At 73.7% G+C, this 22,580-nt stretch carries 24 protein-coding genes; 9 read left to right on the top strand and 15 right to left on the bottom strand.

The features are described from left to right. Positions 1-6: 6 nt before the first annotated feature. From FHU36_RS05395 to FHU36_RS05380, 4 genes are all read right to left on the bottom strand, one after another. A complete protein-coding gene (locus FHU36_RS05395) occupies positions 7-393 on the bottom strand; it encodes an SCO6045 C-terminal-like domain-containing protein (RefSeq protein ID WP_185082679.1) in 387 nt (128 codons plus the stop codon). Next, positions 386-1,198, bottom strand: a complete 813-nt coding sequence (locus tag FHU36_RS05390) for an MbnB/TglH/ChrH family RiPP precursor modification enzyme (RefSeq protein ID WP_312891443.1) — start codon at positions 1,196-1,198, stop codon at positions 386-388. The genes FHU36_RS05395 and FHU36_RS05390 overlap by 8 nt, the downstream gene beginning before the upstream one ends. Continuing rightward, the gene (locus FHU36_RS05385) at positions 1,195-2,160 is read right to left on the bottom strand and encodes a TIGR04222 domain-containing membrane protein (protein ID WP_185082677.1); all 966 of its coding nucleotides are present in this window, start codon (positions 2,158-2,160) and stop codon (positions 1,195-1,197) included. Before FHU36_RS05385 ends, FHU36_RS05390 begins: the two co-directional genes overlap by 4 nt. A 226-nt stretch (positions 2,161-2,386) precedes the next feature. Beyond that, a complete protein-coding gene (locus FHU36_RS05380; RefSeq protein WP_185082676.1) occupies positions 2,387-3,289 on the bottom strand; it encodes a ribonuclease Z in 903 nt (300 codons plus the stop codon). Here FHU36_RS05380 and FHU36_RS05375 point away from each other — a divergent pair. From FHU36_RS05375 to FHU36_RS05350, 6 genes are all read left to right on the top strand, one after another. Next, positions 3,288-3,800 carry a methylated-DNA--[protein]-cysteine S-methyltransferase gene (locus tag FHU36_RS05375; RefSeq protein ID WP_185082675.1) on the top strand — a complete coding sequence of 171 codons (513 nt, stop codon included), beginning with the start codon at positions 3,288-3,290 and terminating at the stop codon, positions 3,798-3,800. The genes FHU36_RS05380 and FHU36_RS05375 overlap by 2 nt on opposite strands. 169 nt (positions 3,801-3,969) lie before the next feature. Continuing rightward, positions 3,970-4,872 (top strand): tRNA (adenosine(37)-N6)-dimethylallyltransferase MiaA, encoded by a 903-nt coding sequence (gene miaA, locus FHU36_RS05370; protein ID WP_185082674.1) that lies wholly within the window; start codon positions 3,970-3,972, stop codon positions 4,870-4,872. Positions 4,873-4,881: 9 nt separating this feature from the next. Beyond that, positions 4,882-5,694 carry a diaminopimelate epimerase gene (gene dapF, locus FHU36_RS05365; RefSeq protein WP_185082673.1) on the top strand — a complete coding sequence of 271 codons (813 nt, stop codon included), beginning with the start codon at positions 4,882-4,884 and terminating at the stop codon, positions 5,692-5,694. 51 nt (positions 5,695-5,745) lie between these two features. Then, positions 5,746-6,501 carry an SCO6745 family protein gene (locus FHU36_RS05360; RefSeq protein WP_246501961.1) on the top strand — a complete coding sequence of 252 codons (756 nt, stop codon included), beginning with the start codon at positions 5,746-5,748 and terminating at the stop codon, positions 6,499-6,501. A 19-nt stretch (positions 6,502-6,520) separates the two neighbouring features. Further along, entirely contained in the window at positions 6,521-8,797 is a 2,277-nt protein-coding gene (locus FHU36_RS05355; protein ID WP_185082672.1) for a tetratricopeptide repeat protein, read from the top strand. Positions 8,798-9,001: 204 nt separating this feature from the next. Beyond that, on the top strand, positions 9,002-9,364 hold the full coding sequence (locus FHU36_RS05350; RefSeq protein WP_185082671.1) for a phosphomannose isomerase type II C-terminal cupin domain: 363 nt from the start codon (positions 9,002-9,004) through the stop codon (positions 9,362-9,364). Positions 9,365-9,561: 197 nt separating this feature from the next. On the opposite strand, the gene FHU36_RS05345 is transcribed toward FHU36_RS05350, so the two are convergent. Continuing rightward, positions 9,562-10,269 carry a hypothetical protein gene (locus tag FHU36_RS05345; protein ID WP_185082670.1) on the bottom strand — a complete coding sequence of 236 codons (708 nt, stop codon included), beginning with the start codon at positions 10,267-10,269 and terminating at the stop codon, positions 9,562-9,564. A 284-nt stretch (positions 10,270-10,553) separates the two neighbouring features. On the opposite strand from FHU36_RS05345, the gene FHU36_RS05340 reads away from it, so the two are divergent. After that, a complete protein-coding gene (locus FHU36_RS05340) occupies positions 10,554-11,192 on the top strand; it encodes an HNH endonuclease family protein (protein ID WP_312891442.1) in 639 nt (212 codons plus the stop codon). Between the two features lie 102 nt (positions 11,193-11,294). Here the strand turns inward: FHU36_RS05340 and FHU36_RS05335 are convergent, their stop codons facing one another. Both FHU36_RS05335 and FHU36_RS05330 read right to left on the bottom strand, forming a co-directional pair. Further along, entirely contained in the window at positions 11,295-11,666 is a 372-nt protein-coding gene (locus tag FHU36_RS05335; protein WP_185082668.1) for a PepSY domain-containing protein, read from the bottom strand. 154 nt (positions 11,667-11,820) lie between these two features. Next, complete coding sequence (locus FHU36_RS05330) at positions 11,821-12,681, bottom strand: NmrA family NAD(P)-binding protein (protein WP_185082667.1); 861 nt, start codon at positions 12,679-12,681, stop codon at positions 11,821-11,823. A gap of 66 nt (positions 12,682-12,747) precedes the next feature. On the opposite strand from FHU36_RS05330, the gene FHU36_RS05325 reads away from it, so the two are divergent. Next, on the top strand, positions 12,748-13,101 hold the full coding sequence (locus FHU36_RS05325; RefSeq protein ID WP_185082666.1) for a MerR family transcriptional regulator: 354 nt from the start codon (positions 12,748-12,750) through the stop codon (positions 13,099-13,101). 117 nt (positions 13,102-13,218) lie between these two features. Here the strand turns inward: FHU36_RS05325 and FHU36_RS05320 are convergent, their stop codons facing one another. Together FHU36_RS05320 and FHU36_RS05315 are read right to left on the bottom strand one after the other, a co-directional pair. Further along, positions 13,219-14,472: a sensor histidine kinase gene (locus tag FHU36_RS05320; RefSeq protein ID WP_185082665.1), complete on the bottom strand. Its 1,254-nt coding sequence runs from the start codon at positions 14,470-14,472 to the stop codon at positions 13,219-13,221. Beyond that, entirely contained in the window at positions 14,469-15,146 is a 678-nt protein-coding gene (locus FHU36_RS05315; protein ID WP_185082664.1) for a response regulator transcription factor, read from the bottom strand. Before FHU36_RS05315 ends, FHU36_RS05320 begins: the two co-directional genes overlap by 4 nt. Positions 15,147-15,238: 92 nt before the next feature. On the opposite strand from FHU36_RS05315, the gene FHU36_RS05310 reads away from it, so the two are divergent. After that, positions 15,239-15,685 carry a septum formation initiator gene (locus FHU36_RS05310; RefSeq protein ID WP_185082663.1) on the top strand — a complete coding sequence of 149 codons (447 nt, stop codon included), beginning with the start codon at positions 15,239-15,241 and terminating at the stop codon, positions 15,683-15,685. Positions 15,686-15,723: 38 nt separating this feature from the next. Here the strand turns inward: FHU36_RS05310 and FHU36_RS05305 are convergent, their stop codons facing one another. From FHU36_RS05305 to FHU36_RS05280, 6 genes are all read right to left on the bottom strand, one after another. Continuing rightward, positions 15,724-17,649, bottom strand: a complete 1,926-nt coding sequence (locus tag FHU36_RS05305; RefSeq protein ID WP_185082662.1) for a hypothetical protein — start codon at positions 17,647-17,649, stop codon at positions 15,724-15,726. A 78-nt stretch (positions 17,650-17,727) separates the two neighbouring features. Further along, complete coding sequence (locus FHU36_RS05300) at positions 17,728-17,940, bottom strand: DUF2277 domain-containing protein (RefSeq protein ID WP_185082661.1); 213 nt, start codon at positions 17,938-17,940, stop codon at positions 17,728-17,730. 29 nt (positions 17,941-17,969) lie between these two features. Then, positions 17,970-18,713: an IclR family transcriptional regulator gene (locus FHU36_RS05295; RefSeq protein WP_376774140.1), complete on the bottom strand. Its 744-nt coding sequence runs from the start codon at positions 18,711-18,713 to the stop codon at positions 17,970-17,972. Positions 18,714-18,715: 2 nt separating this feature from the next. Further along, complete coding sequence (locus tag FHU36_RS05290; RefSeq protein ID WP_185082659.1) at positions 18,716-19,918, bottom strand: (Fe-S)-binding protein; 1,203 nt, start codon at positions 19,916-19,918, stop codon at positions 18,716-18,718. 1 nt (position 19,919) lies between these two features. Then, on the bottom strand, positions 19,920-21,098 hold the full coding sequence (locus tag FHU36_RS05285; protein WP_185082658.1) for an FAD-binding oxidoreductase: 1,179 nt from the start codon (positions 21,096-21,098) through the stop codon (positions 19,920-19,922). Next, positions 21,098-22,570 carry an FAD-linked oxidase C-terminal domain-containing protein gene (locus FHU36_RS05280; protein WP_246501958.1) on the bottom strand — a complete coding sequence of 491 codons (1,473 nt, stop codon included), beginning with the start codon at positions 22,568-22,570 and terminating at the stop codon, positions 21,098-21,100. The genes FHU36_RS05285 and FHU36_RS05280 overlap by 1 nt, the downstream gene beginning before the upstream one ends. Positions 22,571-22,580: the final 10 nt, after the last annotated feature.

The raw sequence follows: 22,580 nt of genomic DNA, 5'->3' as shown, positions 1-22,580 counted from the left end.
GCCGCGTCAGCCGGATCGGCGGCGGAGGAGCCGGGCCAGCCGGCCCGGCCGCGGCGCCTCCGGAGGCACGCCGAGCCACGCGGCGAAGGCCAGCGCGTCGGCCCGCGAGCCGCCGGGAGGCTTGGGCCGGGCCCCGGCGTACTCGGCGAAGATCCCGGTGAAGCGAGGGCCGAGCCGGGCCACCAGGTGGGGAGCCGACCTGGCCACGAGGCTGCGCCGTTTGGCGATCAGCCCGGCCGCCTGGACGCGGAGCCGTTCCGGGTCGAAGCCGTCCGGGTGCGGCCCCGCCGCGACGAGCGCCGTCAGCAGCTCGCGCTGGGCGCGCGCCAACCGCGCACGGCGTTCGCCCTGCTGCTCGTCCTGACCCCGCTGGTCGTCCTGCCGGTCAGGCACCGGACATCGCCCCTCTGACCCGGCCGAGCTCGTCGGCGAGCACGGTGTCGCTCGGGTAGTCGGCGTCCCACTCCAGCAGCACCCCCGGCGGACGCGCGCGGGCGCACAACTCGGCGAGCAGGTCCAGCACGTCGGGGGGCACGGTGGTGGTGTGCGTGTCGTGCCAGACGCCGTCGTGCGCGTACCCGCCGGCGACGTGCACGTAGGCCAGCCTGTCCAGGGGGAGCACGTCGAGCGCGGCGCGGGCGTCCAGGCCCAGGTTGACCTGGTTGGTGTAGAGGTTGGCCACGTCGACGAGCAGCCCGACCCCGGTCCGCTCGACCAGTTCGCCGAGGAACTCCGCCTCGGTCATCTCGTCGTCGGGCCAGCCGAACACCGCCGCCACGTTCTCCAGGGCGAGAGGCACCGGCAGGGCCTCCTGCGCCTGCCGGACGTTCTGGACGATCACCGACAGGGCGTCCCGGGTACGCGGTACGGGGAGCAGGTGGCCGGCGTCCAGGTCGCCGGCCCTGACGAACGCGAGATGCTCGCTGACCAGCGGCGCCCCGAGGGCCTCCGCGCACGCCGCGAGATGGGCGAGGCGCTGGGGATCGGGCTGCTCGGCGCCGCCGATGCCGAGCCCGACGCCGTGCGGGATCACCGGCGTACCCCCGGCGCGGAGCGCCCGGAGTGACTCGGGCAGGTCCGACGGACGGACGGTCTCCGCGATGACCTCCACGAAGTCCACCCCGAGCCGTTCGACGGTCAGATCGATCTCCGGCCGCCAGCCGATGCCGACGCCCAGGGGGTCCGGGCCGCGGGTCACGTGCCGCCCCCACCGCATCCGCCGCTGCCGCAGCTCGAACCGCCGCCGTCCACGGTCGACAGGCTCCCGCCGAAGTCAGCGCCTGAGTCGCCCCAGCCCCCGCCCGGACCGCCGGACTCGCCCCAGCCCCCGCCCGGGCTGCCGCCGTGCCACGTGGTGGAGAAGCCGCCCGTGCTGTACGCGCCGCAGTGGCCCGGGGCGCAGCACGTGGTGTAGACCCTGTCCCGGGCACGGTTGTCGCGGGCCAGGGCGTCGGCCAGGCGGCGGTCGGGCAGCTCGGTCAGCCCGTTCACCGCGAGCACTCCGAGATCGTCCGAGGCCCGCCACGTGCCGTCGGCAGCACCGGCTGTCAGGGAGTTGACGTCGACGGTGTCCAGCGCCGCGCGGCCTGCCTTTGTCAGCGGATCGGCCATGAGCCGACGCACCCAGAAGAAGCAGGCCACACCGGCGGCGGCGGCGAGCGTCGCGATCGCCGCCGCGCCCGCGCGGAAGACGGGGAACGCGCCGGCGACGGCCACGACCACCGCCAGGGCGGCGAGGCCGAGCAGCCAGCGCGACCGGCGGTGTGCCCGGGCCCTGACCGGTGGCGGGACCAGCAGCCCCCGCCTCGACAGCGTGATCGCGAGCCGGCGGAGCACTTCGTGGCCGGCGACGGCGTGCCGGATCTCGGCCGTGGCCGAGCCTCCGGGAGTGCTCGCGACGTGCCGGTGCACCACGCGCTCCACGGGTGCGCGCTTGGCGGGCCGGAACCCGTGCACCGGCGTGACGGTCCCCTCGCTGGACACCCGGAGTCCGTGCTGGGCGACCAGCGACGCCAGCGCGGTGTTGACGACCCGGCGTGGCCCGCCGGCCAGGTAGGCCGCCTCGTAGAGCTCCAGCTGCGGCGGCCCGCTGGGGACGGCGCGCGAGCGGGCCCGGGCCAGCGGCGCCCGGATCCTGATGACGGCGACTGAGACGAACACGAGCAACGCTATTGCGGCTGTGTGGAGAGCCCCGTCCATGTGCCTCCCTTGGGAAGTCGGTGTGCACACCTCGTCCCGATAGGTCTGATCACCACGTAGGACGATCCGCCGTGAAGGAGAGTTTCCTGCGGAGCACGAAAAGCTTGGACGTTTGATGAAATTTCGTAGGATGCGGTGGTGACAGCTGTCCTGCGGTGGCCCGGTCGCCTCGGCCCGGTCGCCTCGGTCAGGTCGTCGCGCGCGTGGGCACCGGGACGGTCATGAAGTCGCGGGCCACGAACACCTCGCCGTCGTAACTGCGCCGCACGTCCTCCAGGAAGGCGGGCTCGTCGGCGAAACCGTAGCGCTCGGAGAAGTGGGTGAGCACCAGCCGCCGTACCCCGGCCTCCGCCGCGACCTGCCCCGCCTCGGCCGCCGTCAGATGGCCGTACTCCTTGGCCAGCGCCGACTCGCCCGACAGGAACGTCGCCTCGATCACCAGCAGGTCGGCGCCCGCGGCCAGCTCGAACACGGCGTCGCACAGGCGGGTGTCCATGACGAAGGCGGCGCTCTGCCCCGGCCTCGGCGCGCTGCACTCCGCGAGGCTCACCCCCCGCACCGAGCCGGTGCGCTGCAGTTCGCCGATCTCCGCGCCGCGGATGCCGTGGGCGGCCAGGCGTTCGGGCAGCATTCGCCGACCGGCCGGCTCCTGGACGCGGTAGCCGTACGACTCCACGGGGTGCGACAGGCGGCGCGCCGTCAGCGCGCCCACCTCGGCGACGTCGCCGGAGAGCGGGTGCTCGGCGATGACGGAGGTGTCGGCGAAGACGGCCGCGTGCCGCAGCCTGCGCCAGTAGGTCTCGCCGGAGGCCGGGAAGACGGCGTTGACCGGGTGCCGCACCCTGTCGCGGGCGATGCGCTGCACGACGCCCGGCACTCCCAGGCAGTGGTCGCCGTGGAAGTGCGTCACGCACAGCCAGTGCACGTCGTTGGCGCTGACCCCGGCGTGCGCCATCTGCCGCTGCGTCCCCTCGCCCGGATCGAACAGGAACCCCTGACCGTCCCAGCGCAGGAGGTAGCCGTTGTGGTTACGGTGGCGGGTGGGGACCGCGCTGGCGGTGCCGAGCACAACGAGCTCACGAGAGGACATGATGACCACGGTCGCGTACGCCGAGGTGCCGACGCCGGTGGGGCCGTTCACGCTGGCCGTCACCGAGGAGGGGCTGGTGGCCTCCGGGTGGGGGTCCCGGGAGCGCCTGGGCGGGCGCCTCGGCCTGGCAGAGGTTCATGACCCGGATCGTACGGCTTCGGTCGTCGCCGAGCTCGACGATTATTTCGCGGGCGAGCTGCGGGTGTTCGAGACGCCCATCGACTGGCGGCTCACCTCGGGCACCCGGCGCCTGGTGCTCCAGGCTTTGCACCGGGTCCCGTACGGCACGGCCGTCACCTACGGCGAGCTGGCCACCCGCAGCGGCTCCACCGTCCCGGCGCGCGGGATCGGCTCCATCATGGGCTCCAACCCCATCCCGATCGTGGTGCCCTGCCACCGCGTGATCGCGGGCAACGGCCTGGGCGGCTTCAGCGGCGGCGAGGGTGTCGAGACGAAGCGCTGGCTGCTCACCCACGAGGGCTACCTGCAGCCGACGCTTCTCGATCTGTGACCACCGGTCGACCGGCGGCGGTCAGCCGGTGGCCGGCCGTCGTGGCCGTCGACGCGGTCCCGGGCACGCCCGCGCATGCCCTCTCTCGGCGCCCCCGACCGGCGCCCCCGACCGGCGCCAGGGGTGCCGTGCGTCCATCCATACCCGGAGTGTTGACACACTTGTCGGTGTGCGCCAGCCAGTCATCGCCGTCGTGGGGCCCACCGCGGCCGGAAAGTCCGACCTCGCCGTGGACCTCGCCCTCCGCCTGGGGGGCGAATGCGTCAACGCCGACTCCATGCAGCTCTACCGGGGCATGGACATCGGCACGGCCAAGCTGACCCTCGCCGAGCGGCGCGGGGTGCCCCACCATCTGCTCGACATCTGGGACGTCACGGTGACGGCCAGCGTGGCCGAGTACCAGAAGCTGGTCAGGCCGCTGCTCGACGCCGTCGCCGTGCCCGTGCTCGTCGGGGGGAGCGGCCTGTACGTCCGGGCGGCCATCGACGACCTGGAGTTCCCCGGCACCGACCCCGCGATCAGGGAGCGGCTGGAGACCGAGCTGGCGGAGACCGGTCCGGCCCCCCTGTACGAGCGGCTGCGAGAGCGCGATCCGGCCGCCGCCGCGGCGATCCTGCCCAGCAACGGCCGGCGCATCGTGCGCGCCCTGGAGGTCATCGAGCTGTCCGGGCGGCCGTTCTCGGCGACCATGCCCTCCTACGAGGCGGTCTGTCCGAGCGTCCAGATCGGGCTGCGGGTGCCGCGGCCGGAGCTGGACGAGCGGATCGCCGTCCGGGTCGAGCGGATGTGGGCGGCGGGGCTGGTCGAGGAGGTGCGGTCGCTGCTCGGGCAGGGGCTGGCCGAGGGCCGCACGGCCTCCCGCGCCCTGGGGTACGCCCAGGTGCTGCGCTTCCTGGCGGGGGAGTGGACGGAGGAGCAGGCGGTCGAGGAGACCGTCAGGGCGACCCGGCGCTTCGCCCGCCGCCAGGAGTCGTGGTTCCGCCGTGATCCGCGGGTGCGCTGGCTGCCGTACGACGCCCCGGACCTGCTGGAGCGCTCCCTCGCGGAGATTGCCGGCCGAGCGGGTGGATAGCATGCGAAGATGCGGTTTTTGAAGGGCCACGGCACCGAGAACGACTTCGTCATCCTCCCCGACCCCGACGGCGAGCTGGACCTGTCCGGCTCGATCGTCGCCCGGATCTGCGACAGGAGGGCCGGCATCGGCGCCGACGGCGTGCTGCGCGTCGTACGCGCCAAGCTGAGTCCGGAGGTCTCCGAGCAGGCCGGCGAGGCCGAGTGGTTCATGGACTACCGCAACGCCGACGGCAGCATGGCCGAGATGTGCGGCAACGGCATGCGGGTCTTCGCCCGCTACCTCGTCGAGGCGGGCCTGGCCGAGCCGGGCGAGTTCGCCGTGGCGACCAGGGGCGGCCTGCGCAGGGTGCGCCTCGACGTCTCGGGCGACGTGACCGTCGACATGGGCAAGCCGGTCGTGCACGGCCGCAGCCTCACCACCGTCGCCGGCCAGGACTACGAGGGCCTGCACGTCGACATGGGCAACCCCCACCTCGCCTGTGCCATCGGCGACCCGGTCACCCAACTCGACCTCACCCACCAGCCCGGCTTCGACCCGGGGATCTTCCCGGGGGGCGTCAACATCGAGCTGTTCAACGCGGTCGGCCCCGCCCGGGCGGTCATGCGCGTGTACGAGCGGGGCTCCGGCGAGACCCGCTCGTGCGGCACCGGCGCCATCGCGACGGCCGTGGCCGCCGCCGCCCTGTGCGAGGAGACGACGGGCACCTGGACCATCGAGGTGCCGGGCGGCACGCTCGGCGTCACGCTGGACGAGCGCACCAGCTACCTGTCCGGCCCGGCGGTCATCGTCGCGGACGGCGAACTGAGGCTTGCAGAATGATGTTCTCCTGAGGGATTCTGGGTCTGCTTTCCGAACCGAGAGGGGTTGGACATGGCAGACCCACGCACCACCGCACGCCTGGCCAAGGGGCCGATCGGCCGCTACGGCGGCGGCTTCATGGTCTCGCGGGAGGCCAAGGCGCTGTGCGAGCGGCACGGTCTCGGCCCCCGCGAGCTGTACTTCCGCGGTAGGTGCGGCGTGCTCGGCGAGTGTGACGCCGACGTGGTCGTCTCGGCCGCCGTCTTCTTCCCGCCCGCGCACGTCGAGGAGAGCTGGAACGGCGGGCGCAAGCTGCCCGTGGAGCAGGCCGTCGAGCTGTACGCCGGGGCCTGCCACGAGTGGGGGCGGCGCAGGCTCGGCGGCCACGAGGGCTGCGCCCGGCTCGCCGAGCTGCTCGAACCGGTCGTCCGGCGAGCCTCCTCCGTCGGAGCGCCGCTGTTCGCCGGCTGGCGGGCCGTTCCCCTGCCCGATGACCCGCCCGCCCGGGCCACACAGCTCATGCACGTCCTGCGCGAGCTGCGCGGCGGGCTGCACGCCAACGCGGTGGTGGCCGCCGGGCTCCGGCCGCTGGAGGCCATTCTCGCGGCCGACCACAGCGGCACCCCGTTCGGCGATGCCGCCGGTGAGACGATCGCCAGGTTCTTCCAGTGGCCGCAGCCGTACGAACGGCCCGGCCCCGAGATGATCGCGCGCCGCGCGGCCGTGGAGGAGACTACGGACGATCTCTCGGCAGAGGTGTTTTCGGTGCTTAACGACCACGAATCGGACGAGCTCATCGAGCTTCTGCGTTTTGGGCAGGCTCATTGACCTGGCAGACTGGCGTGCCATGGACGTGGACATCTGGGCCTGGGTCGGCGAAACCCAGCAGCAGCTTTCTGAGGCGGGCAACGTGGGCCTCGCCATGGCGCTGGGAGACCTTCCCGCGCAGGCCTACGAGGGTCGTTACCCGCAGTTGGACGTGATGGCCCCCGCCATCGCCCAGCAGGCGGAGGCGCTGGAGCTGCCCTGGCTCGAGTTCTACGCCCGCTACTGGCACCTGGTCGGCCGCGTCGGCGACCGCGCCCAGGGCGCCGTCGCCATCGACGACGCCGAGCAGCTCCTGGCGTTCGCCCAGCGCGAAGACGTGCGCGACTGCCCGGCCGCTCCGGCCGCCGTCGAGACGCTCGCCCTGGCCTGGGCCAACACCGACGGCTCCGGCTACGCCACGGAGCGGCTGGAGACGCTGGCCGCCGTCATCGAGGGCCTCACGCCGGCCGATCCCGCCTACACCGGCCTCGTCACCCAGCACGTCGCCGCCCTCGTCGACGCGGGCCGGCCCGGCGACGCCGTCGCCTACGCCGAGTCCGCCGTCGAGGCGCTCACCGGTGCCGGCCGCCAGGCGAGCTGGGAGCTCGGCGCCGAGAGCGCCCGCGCGCTGCTCGCCGCGGGCCGCGCCGAGGACGCGCTGAGCGCGCTGCAGGCGGCGGCCGACTTCCAGGCCGACGACCCGGTGGCCAAGGCCCGCCGCGACGGCGTGCGCAGGGCGCTCATCCTCGCCACTCTCGGCCGCGTCGCCGAGGCCGTCGACGCGCTGCCCGACCTCGACGTGGTGGGTGAGCACCCCCGCTCCTGGGTGGAGTGGTCGCAGGCCGTCCGCCTGCTGGCGGGCTCCTCCCAGATCACCAACACCTGGCAGCTCGGCCGTGTGCTGCGCCAGTGGATCGACTACTTCGCCACCATGGGCGGCTACCGCGCCCGGGTCGAGCTGGCCCTGGTCGCCGGCGAGCTCGCCCTCGCCCGCCAGGGCATCTGGCAGGCCAGGCTGCTGGCCGACCTGGCCGAGTCCGGCACCGCCGAGCTGCGCGACGCCTCCGGTGTGGCCGAGCAGATCGCCGCCCTGCGCGCCGCGGCCGACGCCACCCCCGAGCCCGAGGCCCCCGGGCCGGTCGAGGAGCGTGTCGCCTACTTCGACGCCGCCGACGGCCACAACGCCGACCCCGAGCGGTGGGCCGGCTGGCTGGCCCCCCTGTCGGGCCAGGACCTGGAGACCACGCGCCGCCACACCACGACGCTCGGCTACCTCGGCTACCCGGCGACCGGCGTCGACCTCTACTGGAAGCTGCTGGTCGACTCCGGCGAGGTGGCCTCCGCCGCCCCCGAGGACCTGGCCTACCTGACCACGCTGCTGGTCGAGGCCCGCCAGGACGAGCGGCTGGAGCAGTTCGCCGCGATGCTGCCGCACGACCAGCAGCATCTCGCGCTGGCCCGCCTGCACAGCGCCCGTGAGCGCTGGCAGCAGGCGCTGGACGAGGCCGAGCACGCGCTGGCGGCCGGGGCCGGCCTCGACGCCCGCCGCCTGGTCTCCGGCGCCGCCCAGCAGCTCGACGACAACGCCAGGGGCGCCCAGGTGCTCGCCGAGATCATCGACGAGCTCACCGAGGAGGACGTCTGGCGCATGATCGTCATGGCCACCTCGGCCGAGGACTGGGACACCGTGCGCAAGGGCGCCGCCAAGATCGGCATGCCGATCAAGTCGACCGAGGGCCCGATCGAGGAGGAGATGGGCCTCATCCGGGTCATCCTGCCCGCGCCCGACGGCGGCCAGCGTCAGGTGCTGTCCATCCGCACCGGCCCCGCCACCGCCCGGCTGGCCCTGCCGCAGCCGCGCGGCATGGACTACAACGCCGGCGACCTCGTCGTCTTCGACCCGCAGCTCCTGGAGCCGGTGCCCGACGACCCGCAGGAGCAGCAGAGCTTCGTGCCGCCGTTCGCCGCGGTGCGCATCCTGCGGCCAGGCGGCTACACCAGCTACTTCTTCGACGGCGCCGCGCCGAACGAGTCCGACTGGGCCGAGTTCACCGAGGTGATGGCCGAGCGCGGGTGGCCCATGTGGGTCTACAGCGACGAGAACTACCAGATCACCCACCCGACGACGGGCGAGCCGCTGCCGGGCGTGTTCGGCTGGGTCGCGGTGCCGCCCGACGTCTCGGCGGTCGAGGTCGACGCCCTGCTCGACGACGCCACCGAGCGGTGGTCACACCCGCTGGCCTGGCTCGACCTGGCCCGCGAGGTGGACGTCGAGGTCGAGCGGCACGAGCGCATCGTCAAGGAGTACGGCCTGTAGCACGGGTGGGAGCGGCCGGGGCGATACCGTCCCGGCCCCGTTCCGGTCGTGCGCGTGACCGGAGTGCCGCTCCCCGTGGGAGCCGGGTGCCGATCACCTGATAGCTTGCGGCGTTGACCGTGACCTTGCCCGGGTTCGTCCGCGTGTCAACGCATCAGACAGGCACGCAGCAGACAGACCGGCAGGACAGACGTGGAGGGGACGATGCAGGACATCGACAGGCTGGCCGCTGTGATCCGCGACGAGCGGCCGTGGGGCGGTTTCGAGCGGTTCACGCTCAACGAGACGTCCACAGTCAAGATCATCGACGTCCTGCCGGGGCAGCGCCTCAGCCTGCAGCGCCACGAGCACCGCGACGAGCTGTGGGTGGCCCTGGACCCGGGCCTCGTCTTCGAGGTGGCCGACCGGCGCATCGAGCCCGAGGTGGGCGACAGGATCCTCATCCGGCGTGGCCAGACCCACCGCCTCAGCTCCTCGGGCCCGGCCGCCCGCATCCTGGAGATCGCCTTCGGGCACTTCGACGAGGACGACATCGAGCGGCTCGAAGACGCCTACGGGCGTTCCTGACCTTCCCGCCGTGCAGGCCGTCCCTGAGGAGGGGCGGTCTGTGATGTCTGTATCCAGGCGCCGCCCGGGCCGGGTCGAGCCGGCGACAGGGCGTGGCGCAGGTCGCGGCGCACCGCCGAACGGACGCCGCACCGCGGCGGGGGTCGGCCGGGTGCCGGCCGCGGCGGTCGTGGCCGGCCCAGGTCGTGGGCGCGGCGTCACTGGTGGTCGTCCGACGGCCACCGGCTGCGTAATAAGTACTCGGAGCGTGCGTGGTGGTCCGGCCGGGCGTGGTGCAGGCCGGAACCGGCCTCGCGGGGCGTCACCTGCTGCGCGGGCCGGCCGGACGACGGCGGTAGGGCGTGCGCGAGCACGGCGGGCTCGCCCTCGGCGGGCGTCGCCTGTGGGCGCGCCGGCGGCGCGGCATCCTGCTGCTGTCCGGTCTCCCGCGGCGGACTTCCGGCGGGCAACGACCCGGCGTCATCGGGAGACCCGGTCTCGGGCACCCAGACCTCGGGCACCCCGATCTCCGGTGGTCCCGTCTCCGTCCACCCGGTCTCGGTCCGCCAGGTCTCGGTCCGCCAGGTCTCCGTGCACCCGGTCTCGGTGCACCCGGTCTCGGTCCACCAGGAATCCGTCCACCCGGTCTCGGGTGAACCGGTCTCCGGCGATCCGGGCTGCTGGGGCGGCTCGGCTGGTGGAATGGCGTGGGGCGGCGTTCCCTCCCCCCACGGGCCCTGTCGCGGCACGGCCCAGCGCGTTGACCAGGCGCGGTCGAATTCGCCGGCGAGACGTTCGCCGACGGGCACCTCGGTGGCGACCCGCATGAGGAAGCACTCGACCGCGTCGGCGAGACCCGGCTGGCCCGGGCCCTCGCCGGAGAGCGTGTCGAGCAGCGCTTCGTCGAGGTCTAAGACGTGGTCCATCGCCCCCAGCCTAGGGAGTCGACACGAGCGCGCCGGAGATGGCGCGTCGCTGGTTAAAACGCTTCTTCAGCCCGGAGCACGGGCCCGGAAGGGCGCGGAGAACGGGCGTTCCGTCGCTTCCGGCCACCGCCCAGCCGGGATGTATCCCGTTTGTTCCAAGGGATGTTAGACGGCCGCAGGGGAGATTTGACCGATCTGGGGTACGTGCTCTACCTAAACTTTACGAAAACTGAAGCTTGGGAGCGGTCGTGCGAGTTCGGGTGGGTTTGGCTGGGCTATCCGCGGTGGTGGCGCTCACCGGCTGCGGCGGGCTCGACGCGCGGACGGGCGTGGACGACGAGGGGAAGGGCACCTCGGCCACGGCGGACGTAGGCGAGGCCCGCGACAAGCTCGCCAAGCTGGCCGTCAAGGGCCGCGCGCCGCGCACCGGCTTCGAGCGCGACAAGTTCGGCTCCCCCTGGGCCGACGTGGACCGCAACGGCTGCGACACCCGCAACGACGTGCTCAAGCGCGACCTGCGCGACGAGAAGTTCAAGGCGGGCACCCACGACTGCGTGGTGGTCAGCGGCGTCCTCCAGGACCCGTACAGCGGCAAGACCATCGCTTTCCGACGCGGCCAGGACACCAGCTCGCAGGTCCAGATCGACCACCTGATACCGCTGTCGGACGCCTGGCAGAAGGGCGCGCAGCAGTGGACGGCCACCAAGCGCAAGGAGTTCGCCAACGACCCGCTCAACCTGCTGGCCGTGGACGGCCCGCTGAACGGCCAGAAGAGCGACTCCGACGCCGCCACCTGGCTGCCGCCGCGCCGGGCGTACCGGTGTGCCTACGTCGCCAGGCAGATCGACGTGAAGGCCAAGTACGACCTGTGGGTCACCGCGGCCGAGAAGGACGCCATGGACCGCGTCCTGGACTCCTGCTGAGCCGTCCGGAACCCGGGCCGCACCCCCGGGGTCGAAACTCCCGCGAACGCGCGAGGGCGCGGGGGCGTTCCGCCGGCCCCGCGCCCTGTCCCCCCGGAGGGATCAGTCGTCGTCCCGGTCGTCGCCGCCCCGGTCGTCGTCCTTCCCGTCGTCCTTGCCGTCGGTCTTGTCGTCGTCGCGGTCGATCGTGTTGCTCAGGACCTTGCCGGACGCGGCGTCGATGTCGAGCTCGTGCTCCACCTCGCCCTTGACCACGCTGACCTCCCACACGTCGGCCTTGGCGCCGCGCCGGTCGAACGACAGGTCCTCGACCCAGCCGCCGGACACCGCACCACCTGCGATCTCAAGGGCTCGCTCGGCGCCGATCTTGGGGGGCTCGCCCGAGGTGACCGTCGCGGCGACGGCCGCGCTGCCGCCGGCGATGAGGAAGACGGCTCCGGTCCCGGCGATGATGAACTTCTTCGTGATCTGCATGTCTCCACACAACCGCGACCGGCGGTAAGCCGGCGCTAAGGCATGGTTAGCGATGTCTTAGAGTCCTGGCCCGGAGTCGTGGGCCGGTTCGGGTCGGGAACGACCCGCTGGCGTCGCATGCGGGACGGGCACGAAGCCGATCGGGGTCACCGCGTCAGCTGAACTCGACCGCGTGGTCGACGGCCCACTGCGCGAAGGTGCCGGCGGGGTGGCCGGTAAGGCGCTCGACGTGATCGGTGATGAGGTCGGACTCCGGTCGTCGCGCCGAGGCGGCGATCAGCGCTTCCACCAGCCGCTCGGGACGGCCGTCGGCGAGCATGCGCGACCGCGCCAGGTCGGCGGGGAGTGCTTCGAAGCGGAGACGGCGCCGGAGCGCGACGCCCAGGCGTTCGACCTGGTCGGCGCGGCTGAGCACTTCGGGTCCCGTCAGCACGTACGGGCCGTGCTCCGGTTGACCGCGGCCCGCGAGCAACACGGCGACAGCCGCATCGGCGACATCGCGCTCGTCGACGACAGCCGTGCGGGCCATATCCGGACCCGCCACCCCGTCACCCGCTCGCAACTGCGCCGCCCAGCCACGGGCGTTGGAGGCCAACGTGTCGCTGCGCAGCACCACCGATCGCAGGCCGGCATCGTGCAGGAGTGCTTCCATGTCCGAGTGCACCTGGACGATTGGATCACTCTGACGCACAGCCTGGTCGTCCACGGCTGACGAGGACACGTAGACGACACGGGGTGCCGCTGCGGCGAGTTCCGCGACCGGGCCGTGCGCGGAGGCTGCGTCGAGCCGCGGCCAGACGAGAAGGACGGCGTCGACCCCCACGAGCGCGGCACGGACGACCTGGGGATCTGTGAGGTCGCCGACCACCTGCTCAGCTCCGGCGCGCGCACCGGCTTGCCGGCGCACCAAGCGGCGCACGCGAGCACCGCGTGCCAGAAGTCGGTCGACGACCTCACTGCCGAGGTTGCCGGCCGCGCCGGTGACCAGAATGGTGGGACGGGTGGCTTCGGACATGGTCGAGAGGGTAAGGGTTCAGGTCGACATGAAGGCAAGGCGTCTGTGGTGAGGACGATCGGAGAGGTGGCTGCGGAGCTCGGTATCGAAGCCCACGTCCTTCGGCACTGGGAACATGAGGGGGCGCTCACCGTGCGTCGTGATGACAACGGCTACCGCCTCTACGACGACAATGCTGTGGAACAGGCACGCACCGTGCTGAAACTGCGGCGCGTCGGACTGTCGTTGCCGGAAGTCGTCGCCGCCATGGCGCCGAAGAAGTCGACGGCGCAGGCCGTTGTACGGGCGAAGATCGCTGCACTCGAGAACGAGATCCTCAGCAGACAGCAGGCCATCACTTTCCTGCGGCACGCCGTCGAGTGCCGACACCGGTATCTCGACGAATGTCCGGATTGCGCGAACTTCGTCCGTGACGCTTGACGCCGTCTCGACGCTCGAACGTGGGGGACGGACAGCTTGGAGCGCATCTGCCCTTGTTACGTCATGATCTGTCCGTATCGGAGCGGCAGGCGGGCCAGAAGCTGGGTCAGATGCCTTCTAAGAGCCGTCCGCCTCCGGCACGCAGAGCACGAGCTCCACGACCGCGCCGCCTTCCGGGGCGCTGGAGACGGTCAGGGAGCCGCCCGACGACTCGGCGGTACGGCGGGCGATGTCCAGGCCGAGGCCCGTCGAGCCGCCGCCGCTGCCGCCCCTCCGCAGCAGGGTCGCGTCGAACCCCGGCCCCGCGTCGCTCACGGTCAGCCCCGCGCCGCCGGGCCGCCGCTCCAGCCGCACGGAGAACGGCACCTCCTCGGGCGTGTGCGCGAAGACGTTGCCCAGCAGCGCGTCCACGCACGCCGCCAGGTCGCCCTCGCCCACGGCCACGGGCAACTCCCCGGCGGGCAGGGAGACGGTGACCTCCCGGCCCTGGTCCTCGGCCAGCACCGACCAGAAGCGCACCCGGTCCCGCACGACCGCGGCGGCGTCGCAGCTCGCCCGGTCAGCCGTGCGGCGGCGGGCGTCGGTGATGACGGCGCTCACGGCCCGTTCGAGCGCGTCCACCCGAGCGCCCACGCGGGCCGCCTCCTCGGGGTCGCGCAGCGACTCGGCGTCCAGCCGCAACCCGGTCAGCGGCGTGCGCAGCCGGTGCGACAGGTCCGCCGCCGACTCGCGCTCGGCGGCGAGCAGGTCGCCGATCCGGCCGGCGAGATGGTTCAGGGCCAGTGCCACCGAACGCACCTCGGGCGGCCCGCCCGGCTCCGCCCGCGCGGCGAGGTCGCCGCCCGCCAGCCGGTGCGAGACGCGGGCCAGCCCGTCGACGGGCCTGGTCACGGCCAGCGCGAGCCGGTCGGCCAGCAGGATGCCGAGCACCACCAGCGCGAGCCCGAGCGCCAGCAGCGCCCCCCACGCCTCCCGCACGCCGCGGGCCAGCTCGGCGTCACCGACGAACACGCGGATCACCACGGTGCCGTCGGCGGACTGGGCCGACGACAGCACCTCCCTGCCGCCGGGCGCCTCCGCGGTCACGCTGCGGCCCGTAGCCGCCAGCCGTACCGCGTCCGAACGGGGAGCCGGGGCGCCGAGCGTCCGCCCGTCCGGCAGGAACACCGTCACCGGGCGCGCCACGTGCTGCACCGCCAGCTCCAGGTCCGGAGTGCCGACGGCGACGTTCACGGACTCCGCCGCCGCCGTGGCGCGGCTCATCGCGCCGTTCTCGGCCACGGCCCTGATCAGCAGCGCCATCGGCACCAGCAGCGCGATCAGCACCACGGAGGTGGTGGCCGCCACCAGCAGCGCCAGCCAGTGCCTCATGCCGGCTCGACCAGCTTCACGCCGACCCCTCGGACGGTGTGCAGGTAGCGGGGCTCCGAGGCGGTCTCACCGAGCTTGCGGCGCAGCCACGACAGGTGCACGTCCACCGTCTTGTCGGCCCCGCCGTACGGGAGCTGCCAGACCTCCGTGAGCAGCTCCCGCTTGGTCACCACCTCGCCCGGCCGGGCCGCGAGGTAGTGCAGCACGTCGAACTCGCGCGGCGTGAGGTCCAGCGTCGTGCCGTCGAGCGCGGCCGAGCGAGCCCGGGGGTCGATCCGCAGCCCGCCCACCTTCAGCTGCTCGGGGGCCGGTTCGCCGGCCCGCCGCAGCACCGCGCGGATGCGCGCGTCGAGCTGCGCGGCGCTGAACGGCTTGACCACGTAGTCGTCGGCGCCGGCGTCGAGCACCGGCACCATCTCGGCGTCCCCGTCGCGGGCGGTCGCGACGATCACCGGCACCCGGCTCACCGCGCGCAGCATGCGCAGCAGCTCCACGCCGTCCAGATCGGGCAGGCCGAGGTCCAGCACAATGAGGTCGGGACGGCCGTCGACCGCCAGCCGCAGCCCGTCGAACGCCGTGGGGGAGGAGGACACCGCGTGGCCCAGGTCGCCCAGGCCACGGCTCAGCGCCGTGCGGATCGTCACGTCGTCCTCGATGAGCAGGATGTCAGCCATATACGGAAACGGTAGACGGTGCCGACGGCTGCGCCGGCGTTCTTATCGTCGCCTTAACCGGGGCTTAGTCCGGGATGGGGGAAGCTGGGGCGGTGAAGCGACTCGTCCTGGCCTGGGCAGCCACCGCCGTCGCCGCGACGGGCGCCGCCGTGGCGGTGCTCGGGCTGCTCGGCGGCGCGCTCACCGGCACCTCCGGCCGCGTGCTCAGCGGGGAGGAGGTGCGGGCCGCCCTGGCCTCGATCACCCCGGCCCCCACCGCCACGCGGGGCACGACCTCGCCGGGTCCGGCCACCCCCACCCCGTCCGTCACGCGCGTGGACAGGCTGGTCCAGACGCCCGGCGGCACCGTGATCGCCTCCTGTGAGGGAGCCCGGGTGACGCTGCGCTCGTGGAGCCCCGCCCAGGGCTACTCCGTGGACGGCGTCGAGGCGGGGCCGGGCCTGGAGGCGTCGGTGGAGTTCGAGCCGGGCGGCGAGGGCGAGGAGGTCGAGGTCACCATCACCTGCCAGGGCGGGCGCCCGGTCACGCGCGGGCGGTAGCCGGGTTCGCGCCAAGCTCTCTCCGGCTCCACTGCAGCTCACTCCGGGCCGGTGAGGGCGGCCTTCGCCTGCTCCGCCTGCCGCTTGATCCGCCCGAGCACGATCGGGTTGATCCCTCTGCCCTCGAACAGCGTCACCATCCGGTCCAGCACCGCCCGGGCCCGATCCGGGGCGCCCCGCCGTGCCTCGGCCCTGGCCAGGCGGCGTAGCACCATGTTCAGGGTGATGTTGTCGACCAGGCTGCCGGCGCCGGCCTCGCGGGTCACCGCCGTGAGCAGTTCGACGCCCTGCGCGGGGTCCGGCGGCCTGACCCGCAACCGCCGGTCCACGGTGAGCGCCTTGAAGCCCCGCTCGGCGTTGAGCCCCTTGACCATCCGGGCGTACACCGACAGCGGGTGCCCGCCGTACCGGTCGATCAGCTCGTCCAGCGCCTCGTTGCCGGAGCGCAGCCGCGGCGAGTCGGAGCCGAGCAGCGAGAACAGCACGCCCTGCTCCTCGCCGAGCATCAGCTCGGCCACCCGGTGGTCGTCGACGCCCGCCGGGTAGCGGACCCGGACCAGACACGGGGCCGAGACGATGCGCGAGCCGTCGGCGGCGGCGTACTGGGCGCGCACGTGGTACTCGCCCGGCTGCTGGAAGTGGTGGCCGTCACGGCCGTGCCCGATGTAGGCGCTGCGGTACAGGGCCGGGTTCGCCGCGTCGAGCCGCACCTCGCCGGCGGAGTCGGCGCAGTGGCGCAGCATCGGCCGGTACAGCACGGTCCGGCCGTCCGGCCGGGTGACGGCCACCTGCGTGAATTCGGTGTCGGGATGCAGGTGGCCGTGCGTGGTGCGCGGCTCTCCCGTGACCGACAGTTTCAGCTCGACCACGACCGGCTCGCCGAAGCCGAACCAGTCCTTGGCCCGCACCTCCAGCCGCAGCCCCGAGTGGTCCTCCACCGGCGGCTCGAACGGCTCTACCTCGGCCGCGCCCGTGCCGAAGGCGTGGGCGCCCATCGCCACGTCGTGGAAGAAGCCGTGCCGCAGGTGCACCAGCTCGGCCTCGGTGAACGCGAAGGGGAACGCCGCCCAGTAGCCCGCCTCGCCGCCGGGCCGGTAGTGGTGCGCGTAGTTCATCCACGACAGGTCGCCGAAGCCGCCGTCGGGGCCGAGCGGCTGCGGCGGCCTGGCCAGGTGCTTCTGCCAGGAGTGCAGCAGGTTGAAGGCGTGCCCGAGCTCGTGCACGTACGTGCGTAACTGCGCCCGCCGCGCCTGCGGCGTGTCCCCCTTGATCGCGTCGTAGAACACGGCGGCGCCCTGCCGCTGGTGGGCGCCGTTGTGGTCGAACATGATGCCCCGGTAGCCGCCCACGTGCCGACTGGCCACCAGCAGCCACACCCGCCAGGCCGCCGCGTCGCCGAACCGGCTGAACTGCTGCGTCATCGCGTGGTGCAGCTCGGCGTCGTCCCACGTCAGGTCGGCGCCCGCGCCCTCGACCGGGATCACGCCCGGCTCGGCCACGGTCAGCCCGACCCCCGCCTCGGCGAACGCGGCCGCCACGCCCAGCTCCCGCGGCGCGGAGCCGGACGGGCCGGGCAGCGTGCCGGTGTGGTAGGCGGTGAACGGCACGGTGCCCGCCACCGCGTCCTGCTCCAGCAGCACCTGGCGGAAGTGCGGCGAGACGAACGCCACCCGGTAGGTGCGGCCGGCCACCTTCGCGGTGCCGGACCCGGCGGTGAGCGTGACGCTCACATCACTCGTGCCGGCGTCGAAGGTGAACGCGCCACGCCCCGTGACGCGCGTGCGGCTCCCCTCGGCCAGCACGGCCGGGGCGTGCACGACGAACGAGCCGGTGTACGCGGTGGTGGCCCCCGCCACGGAGAACAGGTCGCCGCTCACCCGGCCCGTCGGCCGCCCGCCGTCCACGTCGATCCGCAGCTCCAGCCGCGTGTCGCCGTCCTGCCCCTGGTACAGCCCGCTGATCATGGCGGCCCCCTGCGGATGGAGATCCGGTCACCCCGGAGACTTCTCCCGCCGGGCCGCCCTGTCAACGGCCCGCGCGCGTCAACGCCCTCCGCGCACCTGCAGCGCGCCGAGCAACTCCTCCGACGCGCGGGCGATCGTCTCCACCGCCCGGTCGAACGCCTCGGCGTTGTGCGCGGCGGGCGCGCGGAACCCGGAGATCTTGCGGACGTACTGCAGGGCCGCCGCCCGCACGTCGTCCTCGGTCACGTCCTCCGTGTACGGCGGGCGCAGCGTCTTGATGCTTCGGCACATGCCCCCACCGTAACCGCGAGCCGCATCCTTCAGCGCCCGGCGGGCGGCCCCAGCTCGGTGCCGAAGGCATGGGCGATCTTCCGCATGCCCTCGGCCAGCTCGTCCCGGTCCACCGCGTCGATCCGCTCGGCCGGCCCCGACACCGACATCGCGGCCACCACCCGCTCGCCGTCGTGCACGGGTACGGCGAGGCAGTGCACGCCCAGCTCCTCCTCGCCGAGGTCGAGGGCGTAGCCGCGGTCCCTGACCAGGGCCAGCTCGGCGAGCATGGCGCGGGTCTCGGTGATCGTGTTGGGGGTGCGTCGCGGCATGCCGGTGCGCTCCAGCAGAGTCACGGCCTCCTCGGCGGCCCGGCCGGCCAGCAGCACCTTGCCCACGGCGGTGCTGTGCGGCAGCACCCGCCTGCCCACCTCCGCGAACATCCGCAGCCGGCGCGGCGACGGCACCTGCGCCACGTAGACGATGAAGTCGCCCTCCAGCACGGCCAGGTTGGCCGTCTCGCCCGACAGCTCCACCATCTTGGCCAGGTGGGGCCGCGCCCACGTGCCCACCATGCCCTCGGCCACGCCGCCCAGGCGCACCAGCCCGGCGCCCAGCGCGTAGCGGCGGTCGGACTCCTGGCGCACGTAGCCGCGCGTCAGCAGCGTCTGCAGCAGCCGATGGATGGTCCCGTACGGCAGGCCGGTCCTGGCGGCGATCTCCGACAGCGCCGCCTCGCCGCCGTGCTCGGCCAGCGCCTCCAGCACGTCGAGCGCCCGCTCGACCGACTGCACGCTCACAGGGACACTCCGCGCAGGGAGGCGTCCAGCACCTCGGCCGTGTGCGCCACCCTGATGCTCCCGCCCGCGCGCCGCATCGCGGCGGCGATCTGCATCGTGCAGCCCGGGTTGGCCGACACGAGCACCTCGGCGCCCGTCGCGGCGACGCCCTCGGCCTTCCGGTCGCCGAGGTCGCGCGCCGCCTCCGGCTGGAAGATGTTGTACGTACCCGCCGAACCGCAGCAGATGGCCGCCTCGGGCACCTCACGCACCTCCAGCTCCGGGATCTGGGCCAGCAGCGCGCGCGGCTGCGCCCGGACGCCCTGCGCGTGGGCCAGGTGGCAGGCGTCGTGGTAGGCCACGGTCAGCGGCAGCGGGTGCCGGGTGGCGGCCGGGCCCAGCTCGGCCAGGAACTCCGACAGGTCCACCACCCTGAACCCGGGGTCGGCGCCGAGCAGCTCGCCGTACTCCTTCATCGACGACCCGCATCCGGCCGCGTTCACCACGACCGTCCGGACCCCCGCCCGGCGGAAGACGGCGACGGTCCGGCGGGCCAGCCGCCTGGCCTGGTCGGCGCGGCCGGAGTGCACGCTGAGCGCCCCGCAGCAGCCCTGGCCCGCGGGGATCACCACGTCGCAGCCCTCCAGCGCCAGCACCCGCGCCGTGGCCGCGTTCACCTGCGGGAAGAACTCACCCTGCACGCACCCGGTGAGCATCCCCACCACGGCCCGGCGCGGCCCCCGGGCCCGCACCAGGCGCGGCAGCCGCTGCCGGGGACCCGGGCGCGGCGCGAGCGCGGCCATCGCGCCCAGGCTCGGATGCACCCGTTCCAGGAACGGCCGCATCCGCTCGGCCAGCCCGAGCCCAGGGCGCAGCAGCCGCAGCCGGCGCGGGTAGGGGAACAGGGAGAACACCAGCCCGCGCACCGCCCGCTCCCGCGGCTCGCGCACGTGGACCCGTTCGACCTCCGCCCTGGTCTGCTCGATCAGCCGGTCGTAGCGCACCCCCGACGGGCAGGCGGTCACGCACGCCATGCAGCCCAGGCAGGCGTCGAAGTGGCCGGCCATCTCGGGCGTCACCGGGGTGCCCCCGACGTGCTGCCCCATCAGGTGGATCCGGCCGCGGGGCGAGTCCATCTCCTCGCCCCACAGCACGTACGTGGGGCAGCTCGGCAGGCAGAACCCGCAGTGCACGCAGTCGTCGATCAACTCGGGGTCCATGTCAGATCCCTCCCACGAACCGTCCGGGAGACATCCTCCGGCCGGGGTCGAACCGTGTCTTGACCCGCCGCATCAGCGGCAGCGCGCCGGTGCGGCCCCACCGGTCGACGCCCTCGTACGGCGAGGCCAGCAGAACCGCCGCGTGGGTACGCTCGCGGAACCCGGCCACCGCGTCCGCCACCCGCGCGGCGCTGACCTCACCCACGGGCGCAAGGTGCAGCCGTCCGGACACCGCCGAGCCGCGCAGCCGGAACCCGTGCTCGCGCGCCGCCTCCAGCACCCCGTCCAGCGCCGTCGGCACGAACCGGGCCTCCACCAGCGTCTCGGCGCCGGGCAGGAGGCCCCACCACGGCGGTGGCCGCTCGCTCACCTCGCCGCCGCCGGCGGTCTCGCGCAGCGCGTGCGCCCGCGGCTCGGCAGCCGTGCCCTCGACCAGCGCGGCCAGCGCCACCGGCGCCGACGCGTCCGGCCGGTCGATCTCCACCGCGCTGGGCTCGGCCTGCGAGGCCGCGAGCGCCTCGGCCACCTCACTCACGTGCGCCGGCGGGAGCTCCGCGACCAGCCAGCGCCGGTCGGCGGGCAGCGGGTGCAGGCGGAACGTCGCCTCGGCGATCACGCCCAGCGTGCCGTAGGAGCCGGTGAAGAGCTTGCCCAGGTCGTAGCCCGCGACGTTCTTGACCACCTTGCCGCCCGACCGGGCCACCGTGCCGTCGGCCAGCACCACCGTGACGCCGATGAGCAGGTCGCGCGGCGCGCCGTAGCGGAAGGCGCGCGGCCCGCACGCGGCGGTGGCCAGCGTGCCGCCCACCGTGGCGTCCGGCGGGGCGTCCAGCGCCAGTTCCTGCCCCTGCAGTCGGAGCGTCTCGGCCAGCGCGCCCATCGTCACCCCGGCCTGTGCGCGGACCACCAGGTCGCCCGCCGCGTGCTCGACGATCTCGTTCAGGCAGCACAGGTCGAGCAGCACGTCGCACCGCTCGGGCGGGGCGCCCCAGTGGAGTTTGGTGCCGCCGCCGACGGGGGTCACGGCCAGGTCGTGCGCGGCGCAGGCCCGCAGCACCGCCGCGACCTCCCCGACGGTCTCCGGCAGGGCCACCCGGCGCGGTTCGACCCCGGCCACGGCGTCACCGGGAACGGCGTCGCGGACGGTCACGCCGGTCTTCTCCAGCAGCTCACGCGGCATCAGAACTGCTCCGCCCGGCCCGACTCCACCAGCGGGTGCACGCCCCTGCGCACCCCCGGCACCTCGCCGCACAGCCGCGGCGTGGGGAACACCTTGCCCGGGTTGGACAGGCCCCGCGGGTCGAACGCGCACCGCACGAGCTGCATCGTGTCGAGGTCGGCGGCGGAGAACATCTTCGGCATGTAGCGGGCCTTGTCCACGCCCACCCCGTGCTCGCCGGTGATCGAGCCGCCGTGCTCGATGCACAGGTCGAGGATCGCGCCGGAGACCACCTCGGCCCGCTCGCCCGCGCCCGGCTCGGCGTCGTCGAACAGCACCAGCGGGTGCAGGTTGCCGTCGCCGGCGTGGAAGACGTTGGCCACCCTGATGTCGTGCTCGGCCGACAGCCGGTCGATGGCGGCCAGCACCCGGGGCAGCGACGTGCGCGGCACGACGCCGTCCTGCACGATGTAGGCGGGACTGATCCGGCCCACGGCCGCGAACGCCGACTTGCGGCCCTTCCAGATCGCGGCCCGCTCGGCCGGACCGGCGGCCACCCGCAGCTCGAACGCTCCCGAGCAGATCTCACGCAGCCGCTCGAACTGCCGCTCCACCTCGGCGGCCGGCCCGTCGAGCTCCACGATCAGCACCGCGCCGGCGCCCGCCGGGTAGGCGCAGGCGACCGCCGCCTCGGCCGCCGCGATCGACAGGGCGTCCATCATCTCGATCGCGGCCGGCACGATGCCCGCCCCGATGATCGCCGAGACGGCCCGGCCGCCCTGCTCGATGTTCTCGAACGCCGCCAGGACCGTGGTGACCGCCTCGGGGGCGCGGCTCAGCCGTACGGTGATCTTGGTGGCGATGCCGAGCGTGCCCTCCGAGCCGACGAACGCGCCCAGCAGGTCGTAGCCCGGGTCCATGCGGTCGAGCGTGACGAGGTCGCCGTCGGGGGTGACGATCTCGCAGGCCTCGACGTGGTTGACGGTGAAGCCGTACTTGAGGCAGTGGGCGCCGCCGGAGTTCTCCGCCACGTTGCCGCCGATCGAGCAGACCTGCTGGCTCGACGGGTCGGGCGCGTAGTAGCGGCCCTGCTCGCGCACGGCCTCGGTGATGGCGAGGTTGGTGACGCCGGGCTCGACCACGGCCCTGCGGTCGGCCAGGTCGATCTCCAGGACGCGGCGCATCCTGGAGGTGACGATGAGCACGCCGTCCTCGCGCGGCAGCGCGCCGCCGGACAGGCCCGTGCCGGAGCCGCGGGCCACGAACGGCACCCCGGCCTCGTTGCACAGCCGCACCACCAGCGCCACCTGCTCGGCCGTCTCCGGCAGCACGGCCACGGCCGGGGTGGCGCGGTGGTAGGTCAGGCCGTCGCACTCGTAGGTGCGCAGCCGTACGGGATCGGTGATCACCGCGCCGGCGGGCAGCGCCGAGAGCAGGGCCGCCGTCAGCGGGCCGATCACGGGGCCGGTCGCGGGGGGCGTGCTCGAGGTCATGTGGCTCCTC

This window comes from Nonomuraea muscovyensis (assembly GCF_014207745.1).
In the GTDB taxonomy this organism is placed as follows: Bacteria; Actinomycetota; Actinomycetes; order Streptosporangiales; family Streptosporangiaceae; genus Nonomuraea; species Nonomuraea muscovyensis.
This window is presented reverse-complemented; position numbering and strand designations above follow the sequence as displayed.

Bases quoted from the DNA above. Each gene is read 5' to 3' on its own strand.
- FHU36_RS05375 (WP_185082675.1), top strand. From the start codon at position 3,288: ATGATGACCACGGTCGCGTACGCCGAGGTGCCGACGCCGGTGGGGCCG.
- FHU36_RS05380 (WP_185082676.1), bottom strand. From the start codon at position 3,289: ATGTCCTCTCGTGAGCTCGTTGTGCTCGGCACCGCCAGCGCGGTCCCC.
- dapF (WP_185082673.1), top strand. From the start codon at position 4,882: ATGCGGTTTTTGAAGGGCCACGGCACCGAGAACGACTTCGTCATCCTC.
- FHU36_RS05360 (WP_246501961.1), top strand. From the start codon at position 5,746: ATGGCAGACCCACGCACCACCGCACGCCTGGCCAAGGGGCCGATCGGC.
- FHU36_RS05355 (WP_185082672.1), top strand. From the start codon at position 6,521: ATGGACGTGGACATCTGGGCCTGGGTCGGCGAAACCCAGCAGCAGCTT.
- FHU36_RS05350 (WP_185082671.1), top strand. From the start codon at position 9,002: ATGCAGGACATCGACAGGCTGGCCGCTGTGATCCGCGACGAGCGGCCG.
- FHU36_RS05345 (WP_185082670.1), bottom strand. From the start codon at position 10,269: ATGGACCACGTCTTAGACCTCGACGAAGCGCTGCTCGACACGCTCTCC.
- FHU36_RS05335 (WP_185082668.1), bottom strand. From the start codon at position 11,666: ATGCAGATCACGAAGAAGTTCATCATCGCCGGGACCGGAGCCGTCTTC.
- FHU36_RS05330 (WP_185082667.1), bottom strand. From the start codon at position 12,681: ATGTCCGAAGCCACCCGTCCCACCATTCTGGTCACCGGCGCGGCCGGC.
- FHU36_RS05320 (WP_185082665.1), bottom strand. From the start codon at position 14,472: ATGAGGCACTGGCTGGCGCTGCTGGTGGCGGCCACCACCTCCGTGGTG.
- FHU36_RS05315 (WP_185082664.1), bottom strand. From the start codon at position 15,146: ATGGCTGACATCCTGCTCATCGAGGACGACGTGACGATCCGCACGGCG.
- FHU36_RS05305 (WP_185082662.1), bottom strand. From the start codon at position 17,649: ATGATCAGCGGGCTGTACCAGGGGCAGGACGGCGACACGCGGCTGGAG.
- FHU36_RS05300 (WP_185082661.1), bottom strand. From the start codon at position 17,940: ATGTGCCGAAGCATCAAGACGCTGCGCCCGCCGTACACGGAGGACGTG.
- FHU36_RS05290 (WP_185082659.1), bottom strand. From the start codon at position 19,918: ATGGACCCCGAGTTGATCGACGACTGCGTGCACTGCGGGTTCTGCCTG.
- FHU36_RS05285 (WP_185082658.1), bottom strand. From the start codon at position 21,098: ATGCCGCGTGAGCTGCTGGAGAAGACCGGCGTGACCGTCCGCGACGCC.
- FHU36_RS05280 (WP_246501958.1), bottom strand. From the start codon at position 22,570: ATGACCTCGAGCACGCCCCCCGCGACCGGCCCCGTGATCGGCCCGCTG.